Origin of the sequence: Stieleria varia (assembly GCF_038443385.1) — a bacterium.
Classification (GTDB): domain Bacteria; phylum Planctomycetota; class Planctomycetia; order Pirellulales; family Pirellulaceae; genus Stieleria; species Stieleria varia.
Genome location: NZ_CP151726.1, coordinates 8,347,143 through 8,364,879 on the forward strand (window position 1 = coordinate 8,347,143; position 17,737 = coordinate 8,364,879).

Here is a 17,737-nt window from a genome sequence, read left to right on the forward strand (position 1 = left end):
GGCCGGGGTCTCTTTGGTTTAGGTTACGGTTTGTTTTCCCTGTTTGCCACCCGTTTCCTCTGGTGGTGTCACAATATTGTAACCATGCCGCATTGACTCCCGGCCCCTCGTAGATCCGGACGTGCCGTGTTACAGCATCCGGCTCCCAGATTTCACTTGTCCCCCGCACTTCGCTTCGCCCGTGACATCGCGATCAGGTCCGTTAAACCGACGGGGCTCGCCAAGGGGTGACGCTCCGTGAAGAGATTGAAATCGTCGGGTGAAGTCTCGCCAGGGGGCCGTTTAGGCGGCGATTTGCGGGTTCATTGATGTAGTTGGGGCGTAAGTTCGAATCGTTGCCACGTTCTTCAATAGCGTTGCACCATAGGTGGCCTCCCATGTTCCGCTCAGCAAGATCGTCCGTAGCGTCAGAATTTGACCGGCACCCGAGTGACTCCAACGCATTCCCGATAGCTTCAACCGCTGCGTGAAGACCGTCTTGCAAGCCGCTTCCGTCACCCCGCTGCCAATCGGAAGATGGTTGCGTTTGTAGTCATGGTACTTCAGGTAACTCGTTCGCTCTTGGATGTACCGGTACGCCTTTTGAAAATTCGCCAGTCGTGTCTTGCCCAGCTTGCGGCGACTTCGCAGACTGGCCGCCGAGTGAAGCACACGACTGGCACCACTGGGTCGTTTCAAGTCTTTCAACATCCGGCGTGCCCAGGCCACCGACTGGCGTTCTTGCGACTTGGGAAACAACGCACCCGCCATCGCCCATACCCGTTCGCTGACATGATAGAAGTCAGCCACTCGCGTCCAATCCAGTTTCGCACCTGTGATCGGATGCTTCATTGGCCGCAGCACTCGACGAAAATAGTTCGTCTCATTGCTTCCCGAATCGGTCACGTAGGCCAACCGCGGAAGCGGGCCACTCCAACTTGTAAACAGCTCGATCAGCAACTCTGTCAGCATGGAATCCATCGTCGTTTGCCCCAACTCAGGCGGATAAGCCAAGTAGATCGTCCCCAATCGTTTCCCCGCTCGATCGTAAACGCTCAAGGTTGCGGCAGTCGCTACTTCAAAGAACCCGAGTCGATGTCGAAGCGTGATCCCATCTCGCCCCACAGCCAGCACGGGCTTACGACTACCGCTGCTTTCGCCCGCGATTCGCAGCATTTCGATCAGCGCATCGACCTGGTGCGTTTGCCGAATCGGCTCCATCGCTGCGGCCAATGCGACAGTGCAAGCACGCAAGCGTTTGACGCCCATCGAGACGCCCGAGTTCTGTTTGATCAAAGCCAGCGTTGCTTGTTGGCTCATGCCAGCAGCAGCATGAGTCTTGCCGATCCAGTCCAGCATTGCCGGCGAGACGTTTTCCACCAGTCCCAGCATCAATTGCAAAGGAAAGATGGTTTCTTCACCCCGTTGCCAGCTTCGGTAACCGGTTCGACAAAGGACGATGTTGCCGAAGCGTGTTGCGATCGATCGGTTGGGAGTTGGTTTGGAGCGACGACGATACCCGCTACATTGGAAGTACAGATCTTTGGGCAAGGTGTCAGCTTGACTGGGTTCAAGCGACTGAACCACAGCTTGCAGCACCAATCGCCCGAGCTCACGAACGAGCAACAGCAAAGCGACTTCAAATTGGAAGAATGCGGTAGGAGTGATCGCCAGGGCGAGAAACGACTCAACAGTGGCGACGAACCTGGGTTTGACCGTGTCAAAAACTTGGTCGACGATTTGTTGTGCGATAAGAAATCGGTGTTGATCCGTTGCGTGCTGGTGTCCCCAGCATTTAAACTCATCCATGAGGGCGTCCTTGTGTTGCCGTATTTGTTTTGCAACATCAGTGTGACGCGGGACGCCCTCTTTATGAAATACCAATCCGAACTCACGCCGATCTTCGACTTACGCCCTTCGCTATCCCTCGGAATCTTGCGCCCTGGCGAGACGACACCCAAATCGTCCCAGTTCACGTAGCTCTTTTGACTGCGGCGGCTCAGGTGACGTTTTGCCATCCGGCGAACCTTGCTTCGGAACGCCATCAGCATCGGCCAATTGTCATTGATCCCGTAATACTGATAGTGCCCCCGAAGTTTCGCGTTGAGCACTTGCCACATTTCGCCCACCGGAGTGGAGAGCTGATGATGAAACCAGAGACGCATTTCACTCAGCTTCATACGCAGCTTCTTACCCGACGTTTTCCTTTTCAGTTTGAACTTCCCGGCACGTGACCGGCCGCAGTAATGAGTGAATCCGAGGAAGTCGAATACCGCTGGAGCGCCTTCACCCAACCGCTGGCTATCGCGACGGGCGAAACGTCCAAAACGGATCAACTTGGTTTTCTCCTCGGCGATTGACAGCGAGAACCGGGCAAGTCGCTTGGGCAATACCGCTTGGTATCTCCTCGCATCAGATTCAAGTTCAATGCCGCACACGAAATCATCAGCAAAGCGTACGATGTACGCTTCGCCCCGAAGCCGTGGCTTGACTTCTTGCTCGAACCATTGGTCCAACACGTAATTCAAATACACGTTGGCCAACAACGGGGAGAGACTTGCCCCTTGTGGGACACCGTCTTCGGTTGCCGTCAGCTTGCCATCGATCATCACTCCGGCTCTAAGAAAACCGGTGATCAGTCGAAGCATCTTCGGGTCGCTGACACGGATGCGCAGCAATTCGATTAAGCGTTCATGAGACACATTGTCGAAGAAACCTTCGATGTCTGCGTCACTGATCCAGTTCACTCTTTGCGTGGCGATGATCGCCCCAAGTGTCGACAGGGCCGCGTGACAGGATCGCTTGGGACGGTAACCATACGAAGCGTCATGAAAGTCGACTTCGTAGATTTGTTCCAAGATCATCACGACTGCGCGTTGGACAAGTTTGTCCTCCACGCAAGCGATACCAAGCGGCCTCGTTTTCCCATTCCCTTTGGGAATGTTCTTTCGCAAACTTGGTCTCGGCCGATAGGAGCCTCGGTGCAGTCGCAGAAGAAGGTCCTGCAGGTTGGCCCGCAGATTCTCTTCGTAGTCTTCCACCGTGACGTTGTCGACGCCGGGCGTCTTGCCTCGTTTCAATCGGCGAAAGGCGTACCAGAGCAGCTCGTAGTTGAGCAGCGAGAAGAGGTTGTTGAAAACCGCTCCCGGGTCCGCTTTCGCTCGTTGAGAGATGCGATCCAGCCTGGTTAGCACCGTGGGTCCGTCACTGAGTACGGCCGGTGCCAGGTCTGAATCGCGTGAAATCCCGACCGCCTTCCCTCGATCGATATTACTCGACTTCGTTCCACTTGATTGGCCTTCAAGCTTCAACGGTAGTATTCGGTCGTCCGACTCCCTGAGCGTCATTTGTCTTCGTCGCTTATTCCACTTCTCGGACATACTCACTCGACCACGATTGGAGATCGCGGATCGATCAAGAACCTCAGGGTCTCACTGGTTGCCTGACTGACGTTGTGTGTAGCGCGCGTGAGCCGACCAAGGCGAACAGCAAGCGTTCTTCGGGGCGCCGACTCCGGGGCTCTCCACGAAGCTCGCCAATGACGCGTCGTGAAGTATTGCCTTGGGGCATGCACAAACCTTGGGCACTGTAACCATCTGATTGGGGCCAACAGGTACCAAATTTCGGAGCTATTCCCCTTCACAGCCGCGCACACCACCCACAGTCCATTCATCCTCACTACCTTTCTGCCTGCCTCGCTCCAGAAAGTCCAGTGCTTCAACGACTGACTTCGACCACCGGTCTTATACAGCCGCTGCAACACTCAATACTGGGCCTGTGGCTAGCAGTTACCCAGGCGGGATCTCCCCCCGCTCGTCAATCAGACCTTGCCAGTCCGCACGTGCATCGCTTGGTTCGTCCGATCTTACGTTCAGTGCGGAACAAGGTAGCCCTTGGCGATCATTTCATCACGAGAAATTGGTTCGCCACCGTCAATCGTAACCATCGCTCGAAGTAAATCGGGTGTCACCGACGAGTGTAAACGATAAACCGCGCCGTCGCAAAACAGAACAGCAGGACCGCTAGCGTGAGGGCTAGAGATTGAATTCAGACCATCGTTCAATGAAAACGACATCTTGTCAATGTTAAGGTCGGTTGGGTCGAGCCAGTGAACGTCCGACCGTATCGTTTCCACGATGGCGAGCGTTGTCTCAAGTCCATCAACGATTTCATCGGAGCGTCGCCATCCGCCAGGCTTGCCAAAGGCATGCACACCTACGAGCATCAGAAACGCTGTGTGATGAGCATTAGATTCGTCAATACACTGGTAAGCGTAGGGCATGCCGTGTGGTTCTTCAGGTGGTGGTCCACCGTCTGGTGGAAAGTCTTTAGTGGGCAATGGCCTAGTGTCAATCGAGATGTTGGCCTCAGAATCCCATGGTTCATCGAAGCGATATTCGCCGTACATTGGGGACGCAAACATGAATGGAACGCAACGGATACGCCAGCTATGACCGTCACAGTCGGGCGAAGGAAAGCGGCCAAACGAAGAGTGATAGCTCTGCACAGCGTGCCCAACATACCGAAGGTTGGCGGCGCAAGTTTGTTCGGCACGTCGCTGAGAAGCGTATGGCACGACGTAGCCGATGAATGAAATTGCCAAGAGGCTGCAAGCAATAGCGAGGGCTATTTTTGTGTTGCGTGTCAGAGTGCGTTCCTCTAGGGACGAACGATCAAAATCACCCGGTTGCCGCCAAGTGACTCTGACTTCATGAAACGCCCGACCGGCAACTCGGGTGCATTTTTTTGTTATTTGGCTTTGCTGCGTCCGTGGCGATTTAGTCATTGATCTGGTGGCATTTCCCTTGTGCATTTTGCACACACTGTTGCAGACTGGTCAATGCTCGACTGACAGAATGGGCAAAGCTTTTGAGGCCGTCCCGCTAGGCTTATAAGTAGGAATAGTGGGCCGAAGATTATTGCGTGGGGTAATGAAAACAAGACCACGAATAATGCGCGTTCGGGACGCGCGGATTTTGAGAGAAGAAGGAATGACCCAACCAGACCGAGGCCACTCCAGATAAAGATGTAGGGAAAAAGAGTCATCGTGCGCCGTAAGACGATCTATTGGATTGAGGGATCAACAGGGAGTGCAACGATCATGATCTACGCGTCTGCCAAATAACGGCGGCGTTGACCGAGCGACGCCATTGTGGTTTCCATGTTCATCCGCCCGATGCGTCGCTTCGGTCCAACGCATGGTTCTGTCGTCTTCCGTGGCGGCACTGTACCGCTCGAATGCGACCATTGGATTGTATCGCATGCTCGGACGACACTGCAAATCGAGTCCTGGATTCCGCTCCTGATTTTGCCCCGCCGACGATGTGGTCGAAGTCGAATGCCGAGGCCGGACCGTCACACGCGATCCAATGGCAACAGATGATGATACGAGTCCTGGATCGCCAGCACACGATCTCATGCACAACAGTTCGGCGAGAGGACGCATTGCCGAAGTCAACAACATGCTGTCGGCCCCAAGATCTGCCAACTCATTCGACTGGTCGATCACTACATCGACACGCGACGATCAAGCACGGTTACGACAGAACGGTGGCGTTAACGCGGCGGGCGCGTTTGACTATCATTTCAAGACCGGCGTGATCGCCCGCTCGCGTTCAACGCTTGGTTCGTCCGATTATGGCAGTTTCAAGCGACTTAGCTCGATCTTAAATCGATCGTCAAAGATCTTGTCAATCGGAGCGTCTTTGAGAGCATCCATGAAGTTCCTGTCATTTTCAGCCACGTAAACCAATGACTGCTCTGAATTCTCGTATTTGAGGAATTTGCCGTTAATCTTGCCGTCGGCGACCATCTGTTTGATATTGTCGCCATTTGGAAACATTAGAGTGATCTTGTCTGTGCCGTCCCGACGCATCAGCATGAAACCGTATCCGGCCTCCGATTCGATTTTCGTCTTGATGCGAACGCATAGCATGTCACGATCACCAACACGTGTCGGGACCGCAATGGAATCCATGAGTTCAAATTGGTCGTCCGCTCGTCGTGAAATAGATCCGATTAACAGCTCGCCTTTGGCGGTCAATTCTGCACGCCATAGTTCTTTGTCTCGATCAGAACACCACCATCCAACAAGCTCCCGCGTTTGCACCTTGGTCCATCGAGTTCCAGGTACGTCGCGAACACGTACGACGGTGCATCCACAGATGAGAACGACCATCATGAGATAGGCTATAGAACGCATGATGATCCTTGTAAGAACGAACGTCAGTGGTCACCCGGCACGCGCGGTTGACTCTCCATTTCGAAACGCCCGACTCGCGTGCTCGGGTGCACCACATTGTTACCCGCTGTCCGGCGGTCGATACGGGTTGCCGTCCTCAGGTCGCGGATCGACTTTGTTCGTGATTGGGGTTGATGAATCAGGTCGATCAAATAGGAGGCGAAAGCCGCCATGAATCCAACCGCCAGCCAAGCCAACTAGCAAACCGAACCATGACAAGATCATCGGCCCCATTCCCGTCGTCGGATTTGGCCAGTTCAGAATGTACGCAACCAGCCCGGGACCCATGAAACCAATTGCGACCCATTCTGGAATGTATCGGCCGTGAACGTACTTGCGTCTGGAATCCTTTGAAACACGTTTGTGCTCGTGTCGTCCCATCCAATAGATGCCCGCTCCGAAAAAGAGCAGCGTACCGATGTCGGTCAACAGTCGCGATTCGGGCATGGCAATGGATGAAGCCACCCTGTCGGGTAACGGCGGCCGTCACCGAGCCGCCGGAGACACGCTCTCCATTGGCAAACCGCGCGATCGGCGGCTTCGTGTGCACGGCATTGTTATTTGGCATTTTCGTATTGAGATCGAAGTTTTTTGAGGTCAGTATCGCTGATCAGGTCTTTCGTGCAACCAGACTCATTGAGTATCCAACGCCAAAGATCGTAGTCATGGTGGATTCGTGGGCATTCCAACTCACCCGACCAACGAACGTCGTCAGCCCGCCATCCTGAAATCCGCATGTGCAATGTTCCGTTGTCATCGAATGAATGCCATTCACGCCAATACCATGTCGTATCAGTTGGCTGTTCGTAGCACTGTTGCCACCACGGCGGCGGATTAGTGATCTGCTGGTACTTGGTCATGTGTAGCGGATCGCCTTTGCAGATCAGCTCGAATCCGGTGCCATCCTCGTTGAACGATACGACCATTTTCTCGCCGCATGCCGGGCAAGGAGTGGCAGCGATCGAATCAAGAGACGCGTGGCTGCGAACCATGGCGATTAGGTGATCGGCTTCGTCGTCGAAAATGCCATAGGTGGATTGCATCTTCATACGACATCCTCAGCCAAATAATCGCAGAGATCACCCAGCCGCGGCGGTGGTCTCTTGTGGTACGTAACGACAACACCCGCGGCTTGGGTGCATCGACATTGATCATCGCGGTACAAGGAGCGACGGCCGGAACCAACGTCGCTCGTTGCCATTGTACCGGTTGAACTCGGCCGTGGGCAATTCGATCACTCTGATCAGTGCCTGCCTCCACTCTGCACTCGATCGCTAGCCGCGTTGATCGGTAGTCGTAACCGAGCCGGAACGGTTGACTTTCCATTTGAAAAAGGTCGCAAGTCCGGCTTCGGTTCACGACATGGTTATCTGACGTCCTGCCGTTGTTGCGCGACGAAAGTTAAAAGAGATTGTATCGTAAATTCGCGCGGCTTTGAGGCACAAAACGCCTCGAATTCATCAGGTGTAACATCGCCTTTCGACTCGGTCCACTCGCCATCAATTAATTGAAAAAGTTGGGAACCGGGCTTTGGTAGTGAATGCTCAGAGCCGTCTGGAAAGTGAATTTTGTGCCAATTGTACCCAACTCCTCCTCCGCCTCGAATGAGTCCATTTGTAGAACCTCCAGAATTGATCGGGTCACCTGCAATCGCAACGAACAGCAGTTTGTTGTTGCGTACGCCAGATTGAACCAACAAACGATGGTTGGCGTCGCTGGTCGCCACGGATGTCGAGTCAGTCCAAGATTTGCGATCTGGGACTAGGTACAACGCTACAACTGCAGTGAGGATGAGCAGTGTTGCGATCGAGAACCGAACGCGTCTCAATGAAAGGTCCAATTCAGCTCAGATAACGCAGAGATCACCCAGCCGCGGCGGTGGTCTCTTGTGGTACGTAACGACAACACCCGCGGCTTGGGTGCATCGACATTGATCATCGCGGTACAAGGAGCGACGGCCGGAACCAGCGTCGCTCAATGCCATTGTACCCGGTCAAGTCGACCGTGGGTCAATCGAGAACTCCGCTCCGTCTTTGCCTCCACTCTGCACTCGATCGCTAGCCGCGTTGATCGTTAGAAATCACGCGGGACGGGCGAACGATGTGCAAGCAGACCGAAAACCGCGACTCCCGTCCTCGCGTGCATTTCATGGTTCGTCAGTTTTGCAGCGCGGGGAAACGACCATTGCTCCCACGCGCTGTCCAAAGTCTATCAATCGTGCAGTCATTCATCAAATTCCTGGGGATGCAGGACATGGTCGCGCTGCAGATAGGGAGTTCGCTTGATGCATGCGCCGATAGTGAGTCCGATCAACGTGAGCGCCAGCAAAACGAAAACGGCGAAGATGCAAACGATCATCACAGCGGCGGAGAAAATGGGCGAGTGATCCGTTACGGTCGGATCAATCGCGCCCGACATGATGCGCCAAACCGCGAGGAGCCCCAGAACGCATCCGATCAGAGCGCCGCGTCTTGCGTATGACGATGGCGGAATCTGGGATTGGGAATCGTTGTTCAAGTTGTCACTGGCAGTATCGTTTTGCATGAACGCGATCGCGAACTTCTAGTCTGACGAACGTCCAGGATCACGGCGGACGAACGGAAAGGTGCCCATTGGGTAACGGCGCCTTGAGTCCTGCCGTGCATCCGTTTGTTCTGTCGTCTTCCGATCGCGGCACCGTACCGCCGGGATGCGATCACTGGATTGTATCGCATGCTCGGACCGCACTGCAATTCGAGCCCTGGTTTCGCTCCTGGTTTTGTCCCGCCGAAGACGTGGCCGAAGTCGAATGCCGAAGCCGGACCGTCACACGCGATCCAATGGCGTCAGATGACTCGAGCATCCGGTCGACCGCACTCCATTTCGCGCGCAACAGTTCGGCGAGAGGACGCATTGCCGAAGCCAACAACATGCTGTCGGCCCCAAGATCCGCCAACTCATTCGACTGGTCGATCACTACATCGACACGCCACAATGGAGCACTGTAACGACAGAACGGCGGCGTTGACCGAGCGACGCCATTGTGGTTTCCATGTTCATCCGGCCGATGCGTCGCTTCGGTCCAACGCATGGTTCTGTCGTCTTCTTTAGCGGCACTGTACCGCTGGGATGCGACCATTGGATTGTATCGCATGCTCGGACCGCACTGCAATTCGAGTCCTGGTTTCGTTTCTGAATATGTCCCGCCGACGATGTGGCCGAAGTCGAATGCTGAGGCCGGACCGTCACACGTGTTCCAATGGCAACAAGTGGTTCGAGCATCCGGTCGACCACACTCCATTTCACTCGCAACAGTTCGGCGAGAGGACGCATTGCCGAAGCCAACAACATGCTGTCGGCCCCAATATCTGCCAACTCATTCGACTGGTAGATCACTACATCGACACGCGACGCTCGAGCACCGTAACGACAGAACGCTAGACATCACGGAGGACGGACGATTGATCTTCCACTTCAACAACCACGCAAGCCGTCCTTCCGTGCATGTCATGGTTCTGCCTTCGTGGTTCCACGCAATGGCTCACGATTGAAGACGCACCCTGCGTTTGTAGAGTATACCCAACGCCACCGCCCACGGGATCATGATAAACGCCGTGACCGGAACCGCAGCATGCAACGCGCACCGCAAATAATCACGTAAAGTGAAGTCGGTCCTAATCCTAAATGCTCCCGTCGCGGGATCGACCTCATAGTTCAAGCGAATCGAGTAGTCAAAATAGAGTGCCAGAAACGCAGGCACCGCGAGAACTAAAGACCAGCGTAGCCCACGTCCAAACCCTCGTGAAAACGAAGGGGCATGTCGTACCACCAAAGGCTTTTGCGTCAGGTTTTCACCTTTCGATCGGACTGGAGCGTATGGATTCATCACTTGCGTAATGGTCGGAATGCAAGACGGGCAGGAAGCGGCTTTGCGTGGCAGAACGTTACGAATCACATGGCGACGGCGAAAGACCAACCACTCCAACCAACTCGACTCCGTCGCTCGTGTGCATTCGATGGTTCTGTCGCGTCACTCTCTGTCCGATTCCAACTCGTGAAGTTGCTCACGAAACAGTTCCATCGCCGCACGAGCGTCCGAACTGCCAGAAGAGCGAAAATCATTTTGAGCATCAATGAACGCGGTTCTTGCCGCCTCGATCTGCAATTGTCGAAGTGACGCTCCGGAGCGGTCATCTAACCAAGAATCCACATTCTCGCGAGTTAGTACAGGGTAGTTGCGGAGCGATTTCGGGAGCCGTGTAGTTTCAATCATATCCTGAATCGTCCACAAGGCGTGTTCGCCGATCGTAATATCGCCAGAGTTTATCGAACGCGTTGAGTATCCGGTTGGAATAAGTCGTTCATCTGATAGATGCAGTCTCAATTCCGCAATCGCGGGCAAACCACCGTAGGCCAGACGCGCCTGCGCTGAGTTTACGTAGTCAAAATCGTGCGACGTGGCAATGATCTCGACCGCAGTGTCGAAATCAACATCGGCAGGAGTGATGACTCGCTGGCCCGTGGAGTCGCTGCATCCAGCCGCAACCATCAATGTTAGGAACGCTGCTAACTGGACTTTCATTTAAGCTTGACAGAACGCAGAGATCACCCAGCCGCGGCGGTGGTCTCTTGTGGTACGTAACGACGACACCCGCGGCTTGGGTGCATCGACATTGATCATCGCGGTACAAGGAGCGACGGTTGGGAAGCATCGCCGCCCGTTGCCATTCTACCGGTTGAACTCGGCCGTGGGCAATTCGATCACTCAGATCAGTTCCTGCCTCCACGCTGCACTCGATCACTAGCCGCGCTGATCGACCGCCGTAACCGAGCGGCGACGAGAGATTTTCCATTACAAGTCCGCCCAACTTCGCCGCTTCGGTTCACGGCTTGGTTCTGCGTGTTCTGACGATCCAGTTTATCGCTCGCCTTCATCCCGCGCAATTGCTTCAAATGGACACTCATAGAAGTTCGACCAGTACTTCTCATCGTCGCAATTAAATTCAGCACCACGAGTTTCACGTAGATGACGATAGCGTGCTCGGTTCAATTCCTTTGCAACAGAAAGCGTAACGCCACACCAGTCCATAATCAATTTGATTGCTTCCAATCTTTCACCAGCGATGATACGAACATCGAGCGTGTCTTGTTGGACATCCGACAGTGCATCAAGTTTTGGAGCATTGTTTGACATGTCAACGCGCTACACGTGGTTTTCGATCATCAGTGTCCCGGAACTTCTACATCGCAGAACGCAGAGATCACCCAGCCGCGGCGGTGGTCTCTTGTGGTGCGTAACGACAACACCCGCGGCTTGGGTGCATCGACATTGATCATCGCGGTACAAGGAGCGACGGCCGGAACCAGCGTCGCTCAATGCCATTGTACCCGGTCAAGTCGACCGTGGGTCAATCGAGAACTCCGCTCCGTCTCTGCCTCCACGCTGTACTCGAACGCTAGCCGCGTTGATCGTCGCCCGTCACCGCGGACGGACGGTTGATGTTCCATTCAATTAAACGCGCAAGCCGTCCTGCGGTGCACGGGATTGTTACCCGCCGTTGTGGTTCAGTTTATCAATGTAGATCGACCGACCCACCAGGGAATGTACGGCAGACACCAAGCCGGGACAATCCTACGAAGTATGGCGAATGCGATGAACGTGACCAACGCGAATAGGACGGGAAGGCAAACGAGCGGTATCCAAGCATGGTTCTCGTGCAGCCAAGCCAGTAAGTCAGTCGCTGTTGGTTCGCCGCGTCGTTCGGCTACAACGCGAACAGCAGGAATCAATACGGCGACGAAGAATCCGATGATGCCCGCGACGATCACAATTTCGCCAAGTGCGATGTGAAACTTGGAGACAGGCGTTGCATCATCATTGCCGTCGTCGGTTTCAGATGTGGGTGTATAAGGATTCACGACACCAGGCGACAAGTTCGAGGTCGTTTGATTTATTCGGGTAACGCAGAGATCACCCAGCCGCGGCGGTGGTCTCTTGTGGTACGTAACGACGACACCCGCGGCTTGGGTGCATCGACATTGATCATCGCGGTACAAGGAGCGACGGTTGGAACCAGCGTCGCTCCATGCCATTGTACTCGTTCAACTCGACCGTGGGGCAATTGAGAACTCCGCTCCGTCTCTGACTCCACGCTGTACTCGAACGCTAGCCGCGTTGATCGTCACGCGTCACCCGGTACGCGCGAAAGATTCTCCACTTCAAAAACGCCGCCTCGCGTACTCGGGTGCACGCGATTGTTCCTCGGCTCTTAACAGTTGCGGCGATCCACCAGCCGCCTCATTCCGTCTGAATCAGGTCTCGATTGTACTCTGCGGTTTTTCGTCAGTGGGATTCCACGCCAGGTATTTACGAACGATCTTTCCGGTCGTGAAGACGCCAAGTGGCACCCAAATGATAGTCAGTAGCATCATTATTGATCCGCAGTCGCCGCTTCGTGCAGACCACGTCAAAAATGGGTGAAGCACTGTAAATCCGACATTCCACGCACATGTCGATGGCGCAAGGAAGGAACGTAGGAAAATCGCCGAAGTCAGAACGACGAGAAGTAACTGCACGACGAAACCCATCATCGCGAACAACTCAGCACTGTAGATTGCGATCGGTGCTCCTTCGCCACTGCACGCAAGAATGCTCAATCGGAATCACCTGTGCGAGGAACGATACGGATCACGTGGCCGCCGCGAACGACTGACCACTTCAATAAACTCAACTCGGCGGCTCACGTGCATCCGCTGGTTCGCCGCATCTTCGAGCCGATGCATTGTGCCATTCAGTCACCGGAGTGCTGAGGATTATACCGTCCTCGAAACGAGATGTCAGTGATTCGATGCATTCGACGGAAGGATGAACTCGCAATAGTCCAGTAAGTCGGCACCACGGTCATCGAGCACAACGTCGGGTTTGGGTAGGAAACCCAAAAAGCACTCGTCAATGCCGAGAGAGGCAGCAACATCACGCGAGTATTCAGCGCCGCCGCGACTCCAACAATAGAGTGTGTGACCATCGGCATGCATTCGACGAACGTAGTCCACACATGACGTCATCGGGATCTGCTTTGTGCCGAACGTTCGGATCAGCGTGTCATCGACGTCGATGTAAATGATGCGTTTACGTTCCAAGTTCAAAGCATCCGTGTGAAGCGTCAGTCTCTTTCAGTCGGCGAACGTTAGAAATCACGGCGGACGGGCGGGCGATTTGCAAGCAGACCGATTAACGAAACTCCCGTCCTGCCGTGCATTTCATTGTTCTGCTCCATCTTCCGATTGAGTGTAGGAGTGCTCTCGCCCATTCTGTAATCTCCGGAAGAATTCAATCCGGCGTTGAACGTCGACCGGGTCTACCTCTTCACCGTTCTCTGCCGCACTATCACCGGATTCTGGCGAATCATCGGTGAATGTGAATAGCGATTGAAGCGACTGCAATAAGCTTGGCTTCGGTGGACTAAAAGTAGGTTCTATGGATTCTGCGAAAAACTCCATGCGTCGGTCCATTTCCTTTCTTGCGGCGGGCGACATTGCATTGTAGCGGGCGCTAAATTGTCCCCGTCCGTGAATCACTCCGAGTTCTGGAATATACGTGCCACCAGACGACTGAGCGATCTCTTCTGCTGCAACGTAGACGTCGCGATTGTAGTTGACACCACGAGTCCACCATCCAAGCGCGAACATCGCAGGCAAAGCCAAAAGAGTAAAAAGTCCGAATTGAGTTGGTCGCTTCATCAGGTCACATTCTGGCCATTGCCGCGTTTGAATCTGTAGCAGAACGTCAGCCGTCACCGAGGTCGGGCGATGGACTGACCACTTCAATAAACACGACTCCCGACCTTCGTGTGCACGGCATGGTTACCCGTTTTTAATGATTGACCAGCTGGTGAGTCCGGTCGAGCCAAGGCCCGCACTGGGATCCAGTACAAAACCGACCGAAAACCCGGAGTCGAGACGAAGGACGCACTCCGGCGCGTAAGGATCATCACATCCAGTGTAGTACAAATCCTTGGCGTCGAGAATCGATTTCAGTTCATCAAGCGGCATTTTGAGTCGAAGCTTCCAAGGCTCAATGATCAGCGACGGACCGCCATCGAATAGAGCGTCAGCATCACAATGGATTAGTGTCAGAAGATCGTGATTAAAGTGAAACTCGACCGTCCCATAGCGCCAGATACATGAAGTGCGTTTGCGATTGGCAAATGTCGCATCTGTCGGTTCACCTAGCACCTCTCCAACGATGTGCCGCGATACGCCAAGCGCGAACGGCCCAAGTGAACCACGCTCGATTGCCTCCACAATTGAAACCTGCGTGGCCGTCATGAATTTCCGATCGGGTAACGATGGCATTCACCGAGCCGCGGGTGAATGGCTTGCTTCAGAAAACTCGCTGCACGCGGCTTCGGTGCAATGGTTGGTTCTGATTGGCCCGCCGTATCATCGCCTTGCCAACCAATCCTCGATCGTAGCCGAACTCAGATCTCGGTGGCAAGCAATTCTTTCGTGTGCATCACTTACGACTCGCAACCTTGCCCCGCGTGAAACGCGTCTTGAGACAAACCCTCGCAAGCCAATGGCAAACGGATTGCCCCGTTGTTCCATGCTTGAATCGAGGCGAGAGACCGTTTACCGCGCTCGGCATGAACAATTGCGGTTGGACTACTGAGAGGTCTTGAAGCGAGATGCCGGCAGCGAGACCGATTCAGCAAGGGGCAATTCAGAACGACCAAGTTCACGCGGCGGGCGCGTTGGACGTTGATTTCAATACCGACGCTGTCGCCCGCTCGCGTGCAACGCCTGGTTCGCCAGCTATTTTGATTCGTCGAGGGAATGATTCCAAATTGCCGAACCCTTTTCGTGCCCCGCGACGCCAGCGAAAAAAGCTTCGAAGGCATGATCCAAGTCGAAGTCTTCGCAGTTGTCCCACGCCAGTACTTTCGGTTTATGGACGCGAAACCTACCACTGTCCTTGGGCGTATACGGAATCGCAAAGGCGGCCACGGAGGCAGGTGAAAAATATGTACGCATTTCAATGATCAGTGCATCCAGCTTTTCTTCACCAAGCGTGATCCGTCCATCGTAGATCAGTGCTGCATCATTGGCATCCATGTCGTTGGATGCCAGTTTGTTTCTCCCGTATTCGACTGCTGCACCAAGGTCATCATGTGCGAGACGTTCCATTTGACGTCCACCATTCTCGTCAGTGAAGACGAGCATCGGGATCAGCGTATCTCCGTCCGACACGCACCACACCGCGTGGGCTGCGAACATGCCTGCCAATTCCGATGCTGTGATCATTTGCGGCCTCTGCTGGCGAACGATACGGATCACGTGGTCGCCGCGAACGACTGACCTCTTCAAAAAACTCAATTCGGCGACTCACGTGCATCCGCTGGTTCGCCGATTTCTTTGTGTCTCCTTACCGCGGGAACCACGCTGGAAACTCCGTCGTCGTACCCGAAACTATGTCCCTAATACCAATTCCGACCACGCTCCAAGCGATATTGTACCGCAAGTTGATTGGCCCGAAGTACGAGCCCGTAATTGGATGATCACTCAAGTATTGATGCGGGAAATAGAGCGTGTCTGTAAGCTCGGTCAGCCATGCGGGATGTTCATCGAATGCGAGAAATACTCGAACCGTACCCACATACGGACCGACCGACGCAAAGTAGAGTAGCGTCGTCGCAACGACAATCGAGAAACGCCGAAGCCACCGACGACAAAAGCCTTTTGGTGAGTTGGAAAGCAGGACCACCGTCATTGGTACAGTTGCCAATACGAAGACAGCGACGCCCGAATTCCATGCGAACAGTGCCATTCCAATCGCAATCATCGCGGTAGTTGCCAACAGATGTCGGATTGTCATGACGAGAGAAACTTCACCGGCGAACGGCGGCGTTGACCGAGCGACGCCATTGTGGTTTCCATGTTCATCCGCCCGATGCGTCGCTTCGGTCCAACGCATGGTTCTGTCGTCTTCCTCGGCGGCACTGTACCGCTCGGATGCGACCATTGGATTGTATCGCATGCTCGGACCGCACTGCAATTCGAGTCCTGGTTTCGTTTCTGAATATGTCCCGCCGACGATGTGGCCGAAGTCGAATGCTGAGGCCGGACCGTCACACGTGTTCCAATGGCAACAAGTGGTTCGACCATCCGGTCGACCACAATCCATTTCACGCGTAACGGTTCAGCGAGAGAACGCGCGGCCGAAGCCGACGTGCTGCTGTCGGACCCAAGATCTGCCAACTCATTCGATTGGTCGATCACTACATCGACACGCGACGATCGAGCACTGTAACGACAGAACGGCAGCGTTGACCGAGCGACGCCATTGTGGTTTCCATGTTCATCCGCCCGATGCGTCGCTTCGGTCCAACGCATGGTTCTGTCGTATTCCGTGGCGGCACTGTACCGCTCGGATGCGACCATTGGATTGTACCGCATGCTCGAACCGCACTGCAATTCGAGTCCTGGATTCCGCTCCTGATTTTGCCCCGCCGACGATGTGGCCGAAGTCGAATGCCGATGCCGGACCGTCACACGTGTGCCAATGGGAACAAGTGGTTCGAGCATCCGGTCGACCACACTCCATTTGACGCGCAACGGTTCAGCGAGAGAACTCGCGGCCGAAGCCGACGTGCTGCTGTCGGCCCCATGATCTGCCAACTCATTCGATTGGTCGATCGCTACATCGACACGCGACGATCGAGCACTGTAACGACAGAACGGTGCGGTTCAGCGGGGCCGCGCGAACGACTCACCACTTCGAAAACGTCAACTCGCGGCCTCCGTTGCAACCGATGGTTCCCCGCGGTTTTGGAAGTACGGGTGCGAATCAGCTATTGTACACTTGGTATGAGGGCGATGAAATGAGCGACGACGATCATAGCTTCAACAGCGAGAAGAATCATGCGTCCAGGTGCCGGGGCAGTCGATCGGGCAAGGCCAACCAGCAGTGCAACCGGGCAGACGAAGAACCCCAGTGTTCCAAATAGTAGACCGAGTTCGATGAATGGAATGTATTGTTTCGGCCAAATGATGGACCGAATGTCATGCGTCATCCCGAGTCCAGTGAGCGCAACGGCGACAAGGTGCAAGTAGATTGCAGGTCGGACGATTCGCGAGATGCGGCGTTGAGATATATCCGGCGCGACATGCGCGGTAGTGCTCTCAGCGGCTTCGTACGGATTGAGCGTCAATTCGCGTTATAGTTTCAGTCGGGGAACGGCGGCGTTGACCGAGCGACGCCATTGTGGTGTCCATGTTCATCCGGCCGATGCGTCGCTTCGGTCCAACGCATGGTTCTGTCGTCTTCCCAGGCGGCACTGTACCGCTCGGATGCGACCATTGGATTGTATCGCATGCTCGGACCGCACTGCAATTCGAGCCCTGGTTTCGCTCCTGATTTCGTCCCGCCGACGGTGTGGCCGAAGTCGAATGCCGAGGCCGGACCGTCACACGCGATCCAATGGCAACGAATGTTTCGAGCACTTGGTCGTCCGCGCACCGTTTCACGCGCACCATTTC

20 protein-coding genes are annotated in these 17,737 nt (G+C 54.7%); 1 reads left to right on the plus strand and 19 read right to left on the minus strand.

Annotated elements, in window-relative coordinates:
- Positions 1–282: 282 nt before the first annotated feature.
- The 18 genes from Pla52nx_RS28180 to Pla52nx_RS28265 all read right to left on the minus strand — a co-directional run bounded on the left by Pla52nx_RS28180 (position 283) and on the right by Pla52nx_RS28265 (position 16,235).
- Positions 283–1,380 carry a hypothetical protein gene (locus tag Pla52nx_RS28180; protein ID WP_197454865.1) on the minus strand — a complete coding sequence of 366 codons (1,098 nt, stop codon included), beginning with the start codon at positions 1,378–1,380 and terminating at the stop codon, positions 283–285.
- Positions 1,371–3,290 (minus strand): group II intron reverse transcriptase/maturase, encoded by a 1,920-nt coding sequence (gene ltrA / locus Pla52nx_RS28185; protein ID WP_197454864.1) that lies wholly within the window; start codon positions 3,288–3,290, stop codon positions 1,371–1,373. Before ltrA ends, Pla52nx_RS28180 begins: the two co-directional genes overlap by 10 nt.
- A gap of 560 nt (positions 3,291–3,850) precedes the next feature.
- Positions 3,851–4,792, minus strand: a complete 942-nt coding sequence (locus Pla52nx_RS28190) for a DUF1559 domain-containing protein (protein ID WP_146521903.1) — start codon at positions 4,790–4,792, stop codon at positions 3,851–3,853.
- A gap of 267 nt (positions 4,793–5,059) precedes the next feature.
- Positions 5,060–5,242: a hypothetical protein gene (locus tag Pla52nx_RS28195; RefSeq protein WP_146521902.1), complete on the minus strand. Its 183-nt coding sequence runs from the start codon at positions 5,240–5,242 to the stop codon at positions 5,060–5,062.
- Between the two features lie 372 nt (positions 5,243–5,614).
- On the minus strand, positions 5,615–6,181 hold the full coding sequence (locus Pla52nx_RS28200; protein ID WP_146521901.1) for a hypothetical protein: 567 nt from the start codon (positions 6,179–6,181) through the stop codon (positions 5,615–5,617).
- Positions 6,182–6,280: 99 nt separating this feature from the next.
- The gene (locus Pla52nx_RS28205; protein WP_146521900.1) at positions 6,281–6,667 is read right to left on the minus strand and encodes a hypothetical protein; all 387 of its coding nucleotides are present in this window, start codon (positions 6,665–6,667) and stop codon (positions 6,281–6,283) included.
- Between the two features lie 110 nt (positions 6,668–6,777).
- The gene (locus Pla52nx_RS28210; protein ID WP_146521899.1) at positions 6,778–7,269 is read right to left on the minus strand and encodes a hypothetical protein; all 492 of its coding nucleotides are present in this window, start codon (positions 7,267–7,269) and stop codon (positions 6,778–6,780) included.
- Positions 7,270–7,586: 317 nt separating this feature from the next.
- Positions 7,587–7,946 carry a hypothetical protein gene (locus Pla52nx_RS28215; RefSeq protein WP_146521898.1) on the minus strand — a complete coding sequence of 120 codons (360 nt, stop codon included), beginning with the start codon at positions 7,944–7,946 and terminating at the stop codon, positions 7,587–7,589.
- 497 nt (positions 7,947–8,443) lie between these two features.
- Positions 8,444–8,764 (minus strand): hypothetical protein, encoded by a 321-nt coding sequence (locus Pla52nx_RS28220; protein ID WP_146521897.1) that lies wholly within the window; start codon positions 8,762–8,764, stop codon positions 8,444–8,446.
- Between the two features lie 151 nt (positions 8,765–8,915).
- Complete coding sequence (locus tag Pla52nx_RS28225; protein WP_342190275.1) at positions 8,916–9,353, minus strand: hypothetical protein; 438 nt, start codon at positions 9,351–9,353, stop codon at positions 8,916–8,918.
- 876 nt (positions 9,354–10,229) lie between these two features.
- Positions 10,230–10,781, minus strand: coding sequence for a hypothetical protein (locus Pla52nx_RS28230; protein WP_146521896.1), 552 nt, complete (start codon positions 10,779–10,781; stop codon positions 10,230–10,232).
- 336 nt (positions 10,782–11,117) lie between these two features.
- Positions 11,118–11,393, minus strand: coding sequence for a hypothetical protein (locus Pla52nx_RS28235; protein ID WP_146521895.1), 276 nt, complete (start codon positions 11,391–11,393; stop codon positions 11,118–11,120).
- A 371-nt stretch (positions 11,394–11,764) separates the two neighbouring features.
- Complete coding sequence (locus tag Pla52nx_RS28240; protein WP_146521894.1) at positions 11,765–12,118, minus strand: hypothetical protein; 354 nt, start codon at positions 12,116–12,118, stop codon at positions 11,765–11,767.
- 918 nt (positions 12,119–13,036) lie between these two features.
- Positions 13,037–13,339, minus strand: a complete 303-nt coding sequence (locus Pla52nx_RS28245) for a hydrolase (RefSeq protein ID WP_146521893.1) — start codon at positions 13,337–13,339, stop codon at positions 13,037–13,039.
- Between the two features lie 120 nt (positions 13,340–13,459).
- Complete coding sequence (locus Pla52nx_RS28250; RefSeq protein WP_146521892.1) at positions 13,460–13,939, minus strand: hypothetical protein; 480 nt, start codon at positions 13,937–13,939, stop codon at positions 13,460–13,462.
- A gap of 123 nt (positions 13,940–14,062) precedes the next feature.
- Positions 14,063–14,527 (minus strand): hypothetical protein, encoded by a 465-nt coding sequence (locus tag Pla52nx_RS28255; protein WP_146521891.1) that lies wholly within the window; start codon positions 14,525–14,527, stop codon positions 14,063–14,065.
- 486 nt (positions 14,528–15,013) lie between these two features.
- Complete coding sequence (locus Pla52nx_RS28260; RefSeq protein WP_146521890.1) at positions 15,014–15,502, minus strand: hypothetical protein; 489 nt, start codon at positions 15,500–15,502, stop codon at positions 15,014–15,016.
- Between the two features lie 121 nt (positions 15,503–15,623).
- A complete protein-coding gene (locus tag Pla52nx_RS28265; RefSeq protein ID WP_342190276.1) occupies positions 15,624–16,235 on the minus strand; it encodes a hypothetical protein in 612 nt (203 codons plus the stop codon).
- 105 nt (positions 16,236–16,340) lie between these two features.
- Here Pla52nx_RS28265 and Pla52nx_RS28270 point away from each other — a divergent pair, with 105 nt between their 5' ends.
- On the plus strand, positions 16,341–16,508 hold the full coding sequence (locus Pla52nx_RS28270; protein WP_342190277.1) for a hypothetical protein: 168 nt from the start codon (positions 16,341–16,343) through the stop codon (positions 16,506–16,508).
- A 915-nt stretch (positions 16,509–17,423) separates the two neighbouring features.
- On the opposite strand, the gene Pla52nx_RS28275 is transcribed toward Pla52nx_RS28270, so the two are convergent.
- Positions 17,424–17,573, minus strand: coding sequence for a hypothetical protein (locus tag Pla52nx_RS28275; RefSeq protein WP_197454771.1), 150 nt, complete (start codon positions 17,571–17,573; stop codon positions 17,424–17,426).
- Positions 17,574–17,737: the final 164 nt, after the last annotated feature.

Excerpts from the sequence above, each read along its gene's own strand:
- Pla52nx_RS28265 (WP_342190276.1), bottom strand. The coding sequence starts at position 16,235 with ATGCGATACAATCCAATGGTCGCATCCGAGCGGTACAGTGCCGCCGAG.
- Pla52nx_RS28260 (WP_146521890.1), bottom strand. The coding sequence starts at position 15,502 with ATGATCACAGCATCGGAATTGGCAGGCATGTTCGCAGCCCACGCGGTG.
- Pla52nx_RS28270 (WP_342190277.1), top strand. The coding sequence starts at position 16,341 with ATGGCAACAAGTGGTTCGACCATCCGGTCGACCACAATCCATTTCACG.
- Pla52nx_RS28250 (WP_146521892.1), bottom strand. The coding sequence starts at position 13,939 with ATGAAGCGACCAACTCAATTCGGACTTTTTACTCTTTTGGCTTTGCCT.
- Pla52nx_RS28210 (WP_146521899.1), bottom strand. The coding sequence starts at position 7,269 with ATGAAGATGCAATCCACCTATGGCATTTTCGACGACGAAGCCGATCAC.
- Pla52nx_RS28255 (WP_146521891.1), bottom strand. The coding sequence starts at position 14,527 with ATGACGGCCACGCAGGTTTCAATTGTGGAGGCAATCGAGCGTGGTTCA.
- Pla52nx_RS28230 (WP_146521896.1), bottom strand. The coding sequence starts at position 10,781 with ATGAAAGTCCAGTTAGCAGCGTTCCTAACATTGATGGTTGCGGCTGGA.
- Pla52nx_RS28205 (WP_146521900.1), bottom strand. The coding sequence starts at position 6,667 with ATGCCCGAATCGCGACTGTTGACCGACATCGGTACGCTGCTCTTTTTC.
- Pla52nx_RS28190 (WP_146521903.1), bottom strand. The coding sequence starts at position 4,792 with ATGCACAAGGGAAATGCCACCAGATCAATGACTAAATCGCCACGGACG.
- Pla52nx_RS28225 (WP_342190275.1), bottom strand. The coding sequence starts at position 9,353 with ATGCGATACAATCCAATGGTCGCATCCCAGCGGTACAGTGCCGCTAAA.
- Pla52nx_RS28200 (WP_146521901.1), bottom strand. The coding sequence starts at position 6,181 with ATGCGTTCTATAGCCTATCTCATGATGGTCGTTCTCATCTGTGGATGC.
- Pla52nx_RS28220 (WP_146521897.1), bottom strand. The coding sequence starts at position 8,764 with ATGCAAAACGATACTGCCAGTGACAACTTGAACAACGATTCCCAATCC.
- Pla52nx_RS28235 (WP_146521895.1), bottom strand. The coding sequence starts at position 11,393 with ATGTCAAACAATGCTCCAAAACTTGATGCACTGTCGGATGTCCAACAA.
- Pla52nx_RS28275 (WP_197454771.1), bottom strand. The coding sequence starts at position 17,573 with ATGCGATACAATCCAATGGTCGCATCCGAGCGGTACAGTGCCGCCTGG.
- Pla52nx_RS28195 (WP_146521902.1), bottom strand. The coding sequence starts at position 5,242 with ATGCGATACAATCCAATGGTCGCATTCGAGCGGTACAGTGCCGCCACG.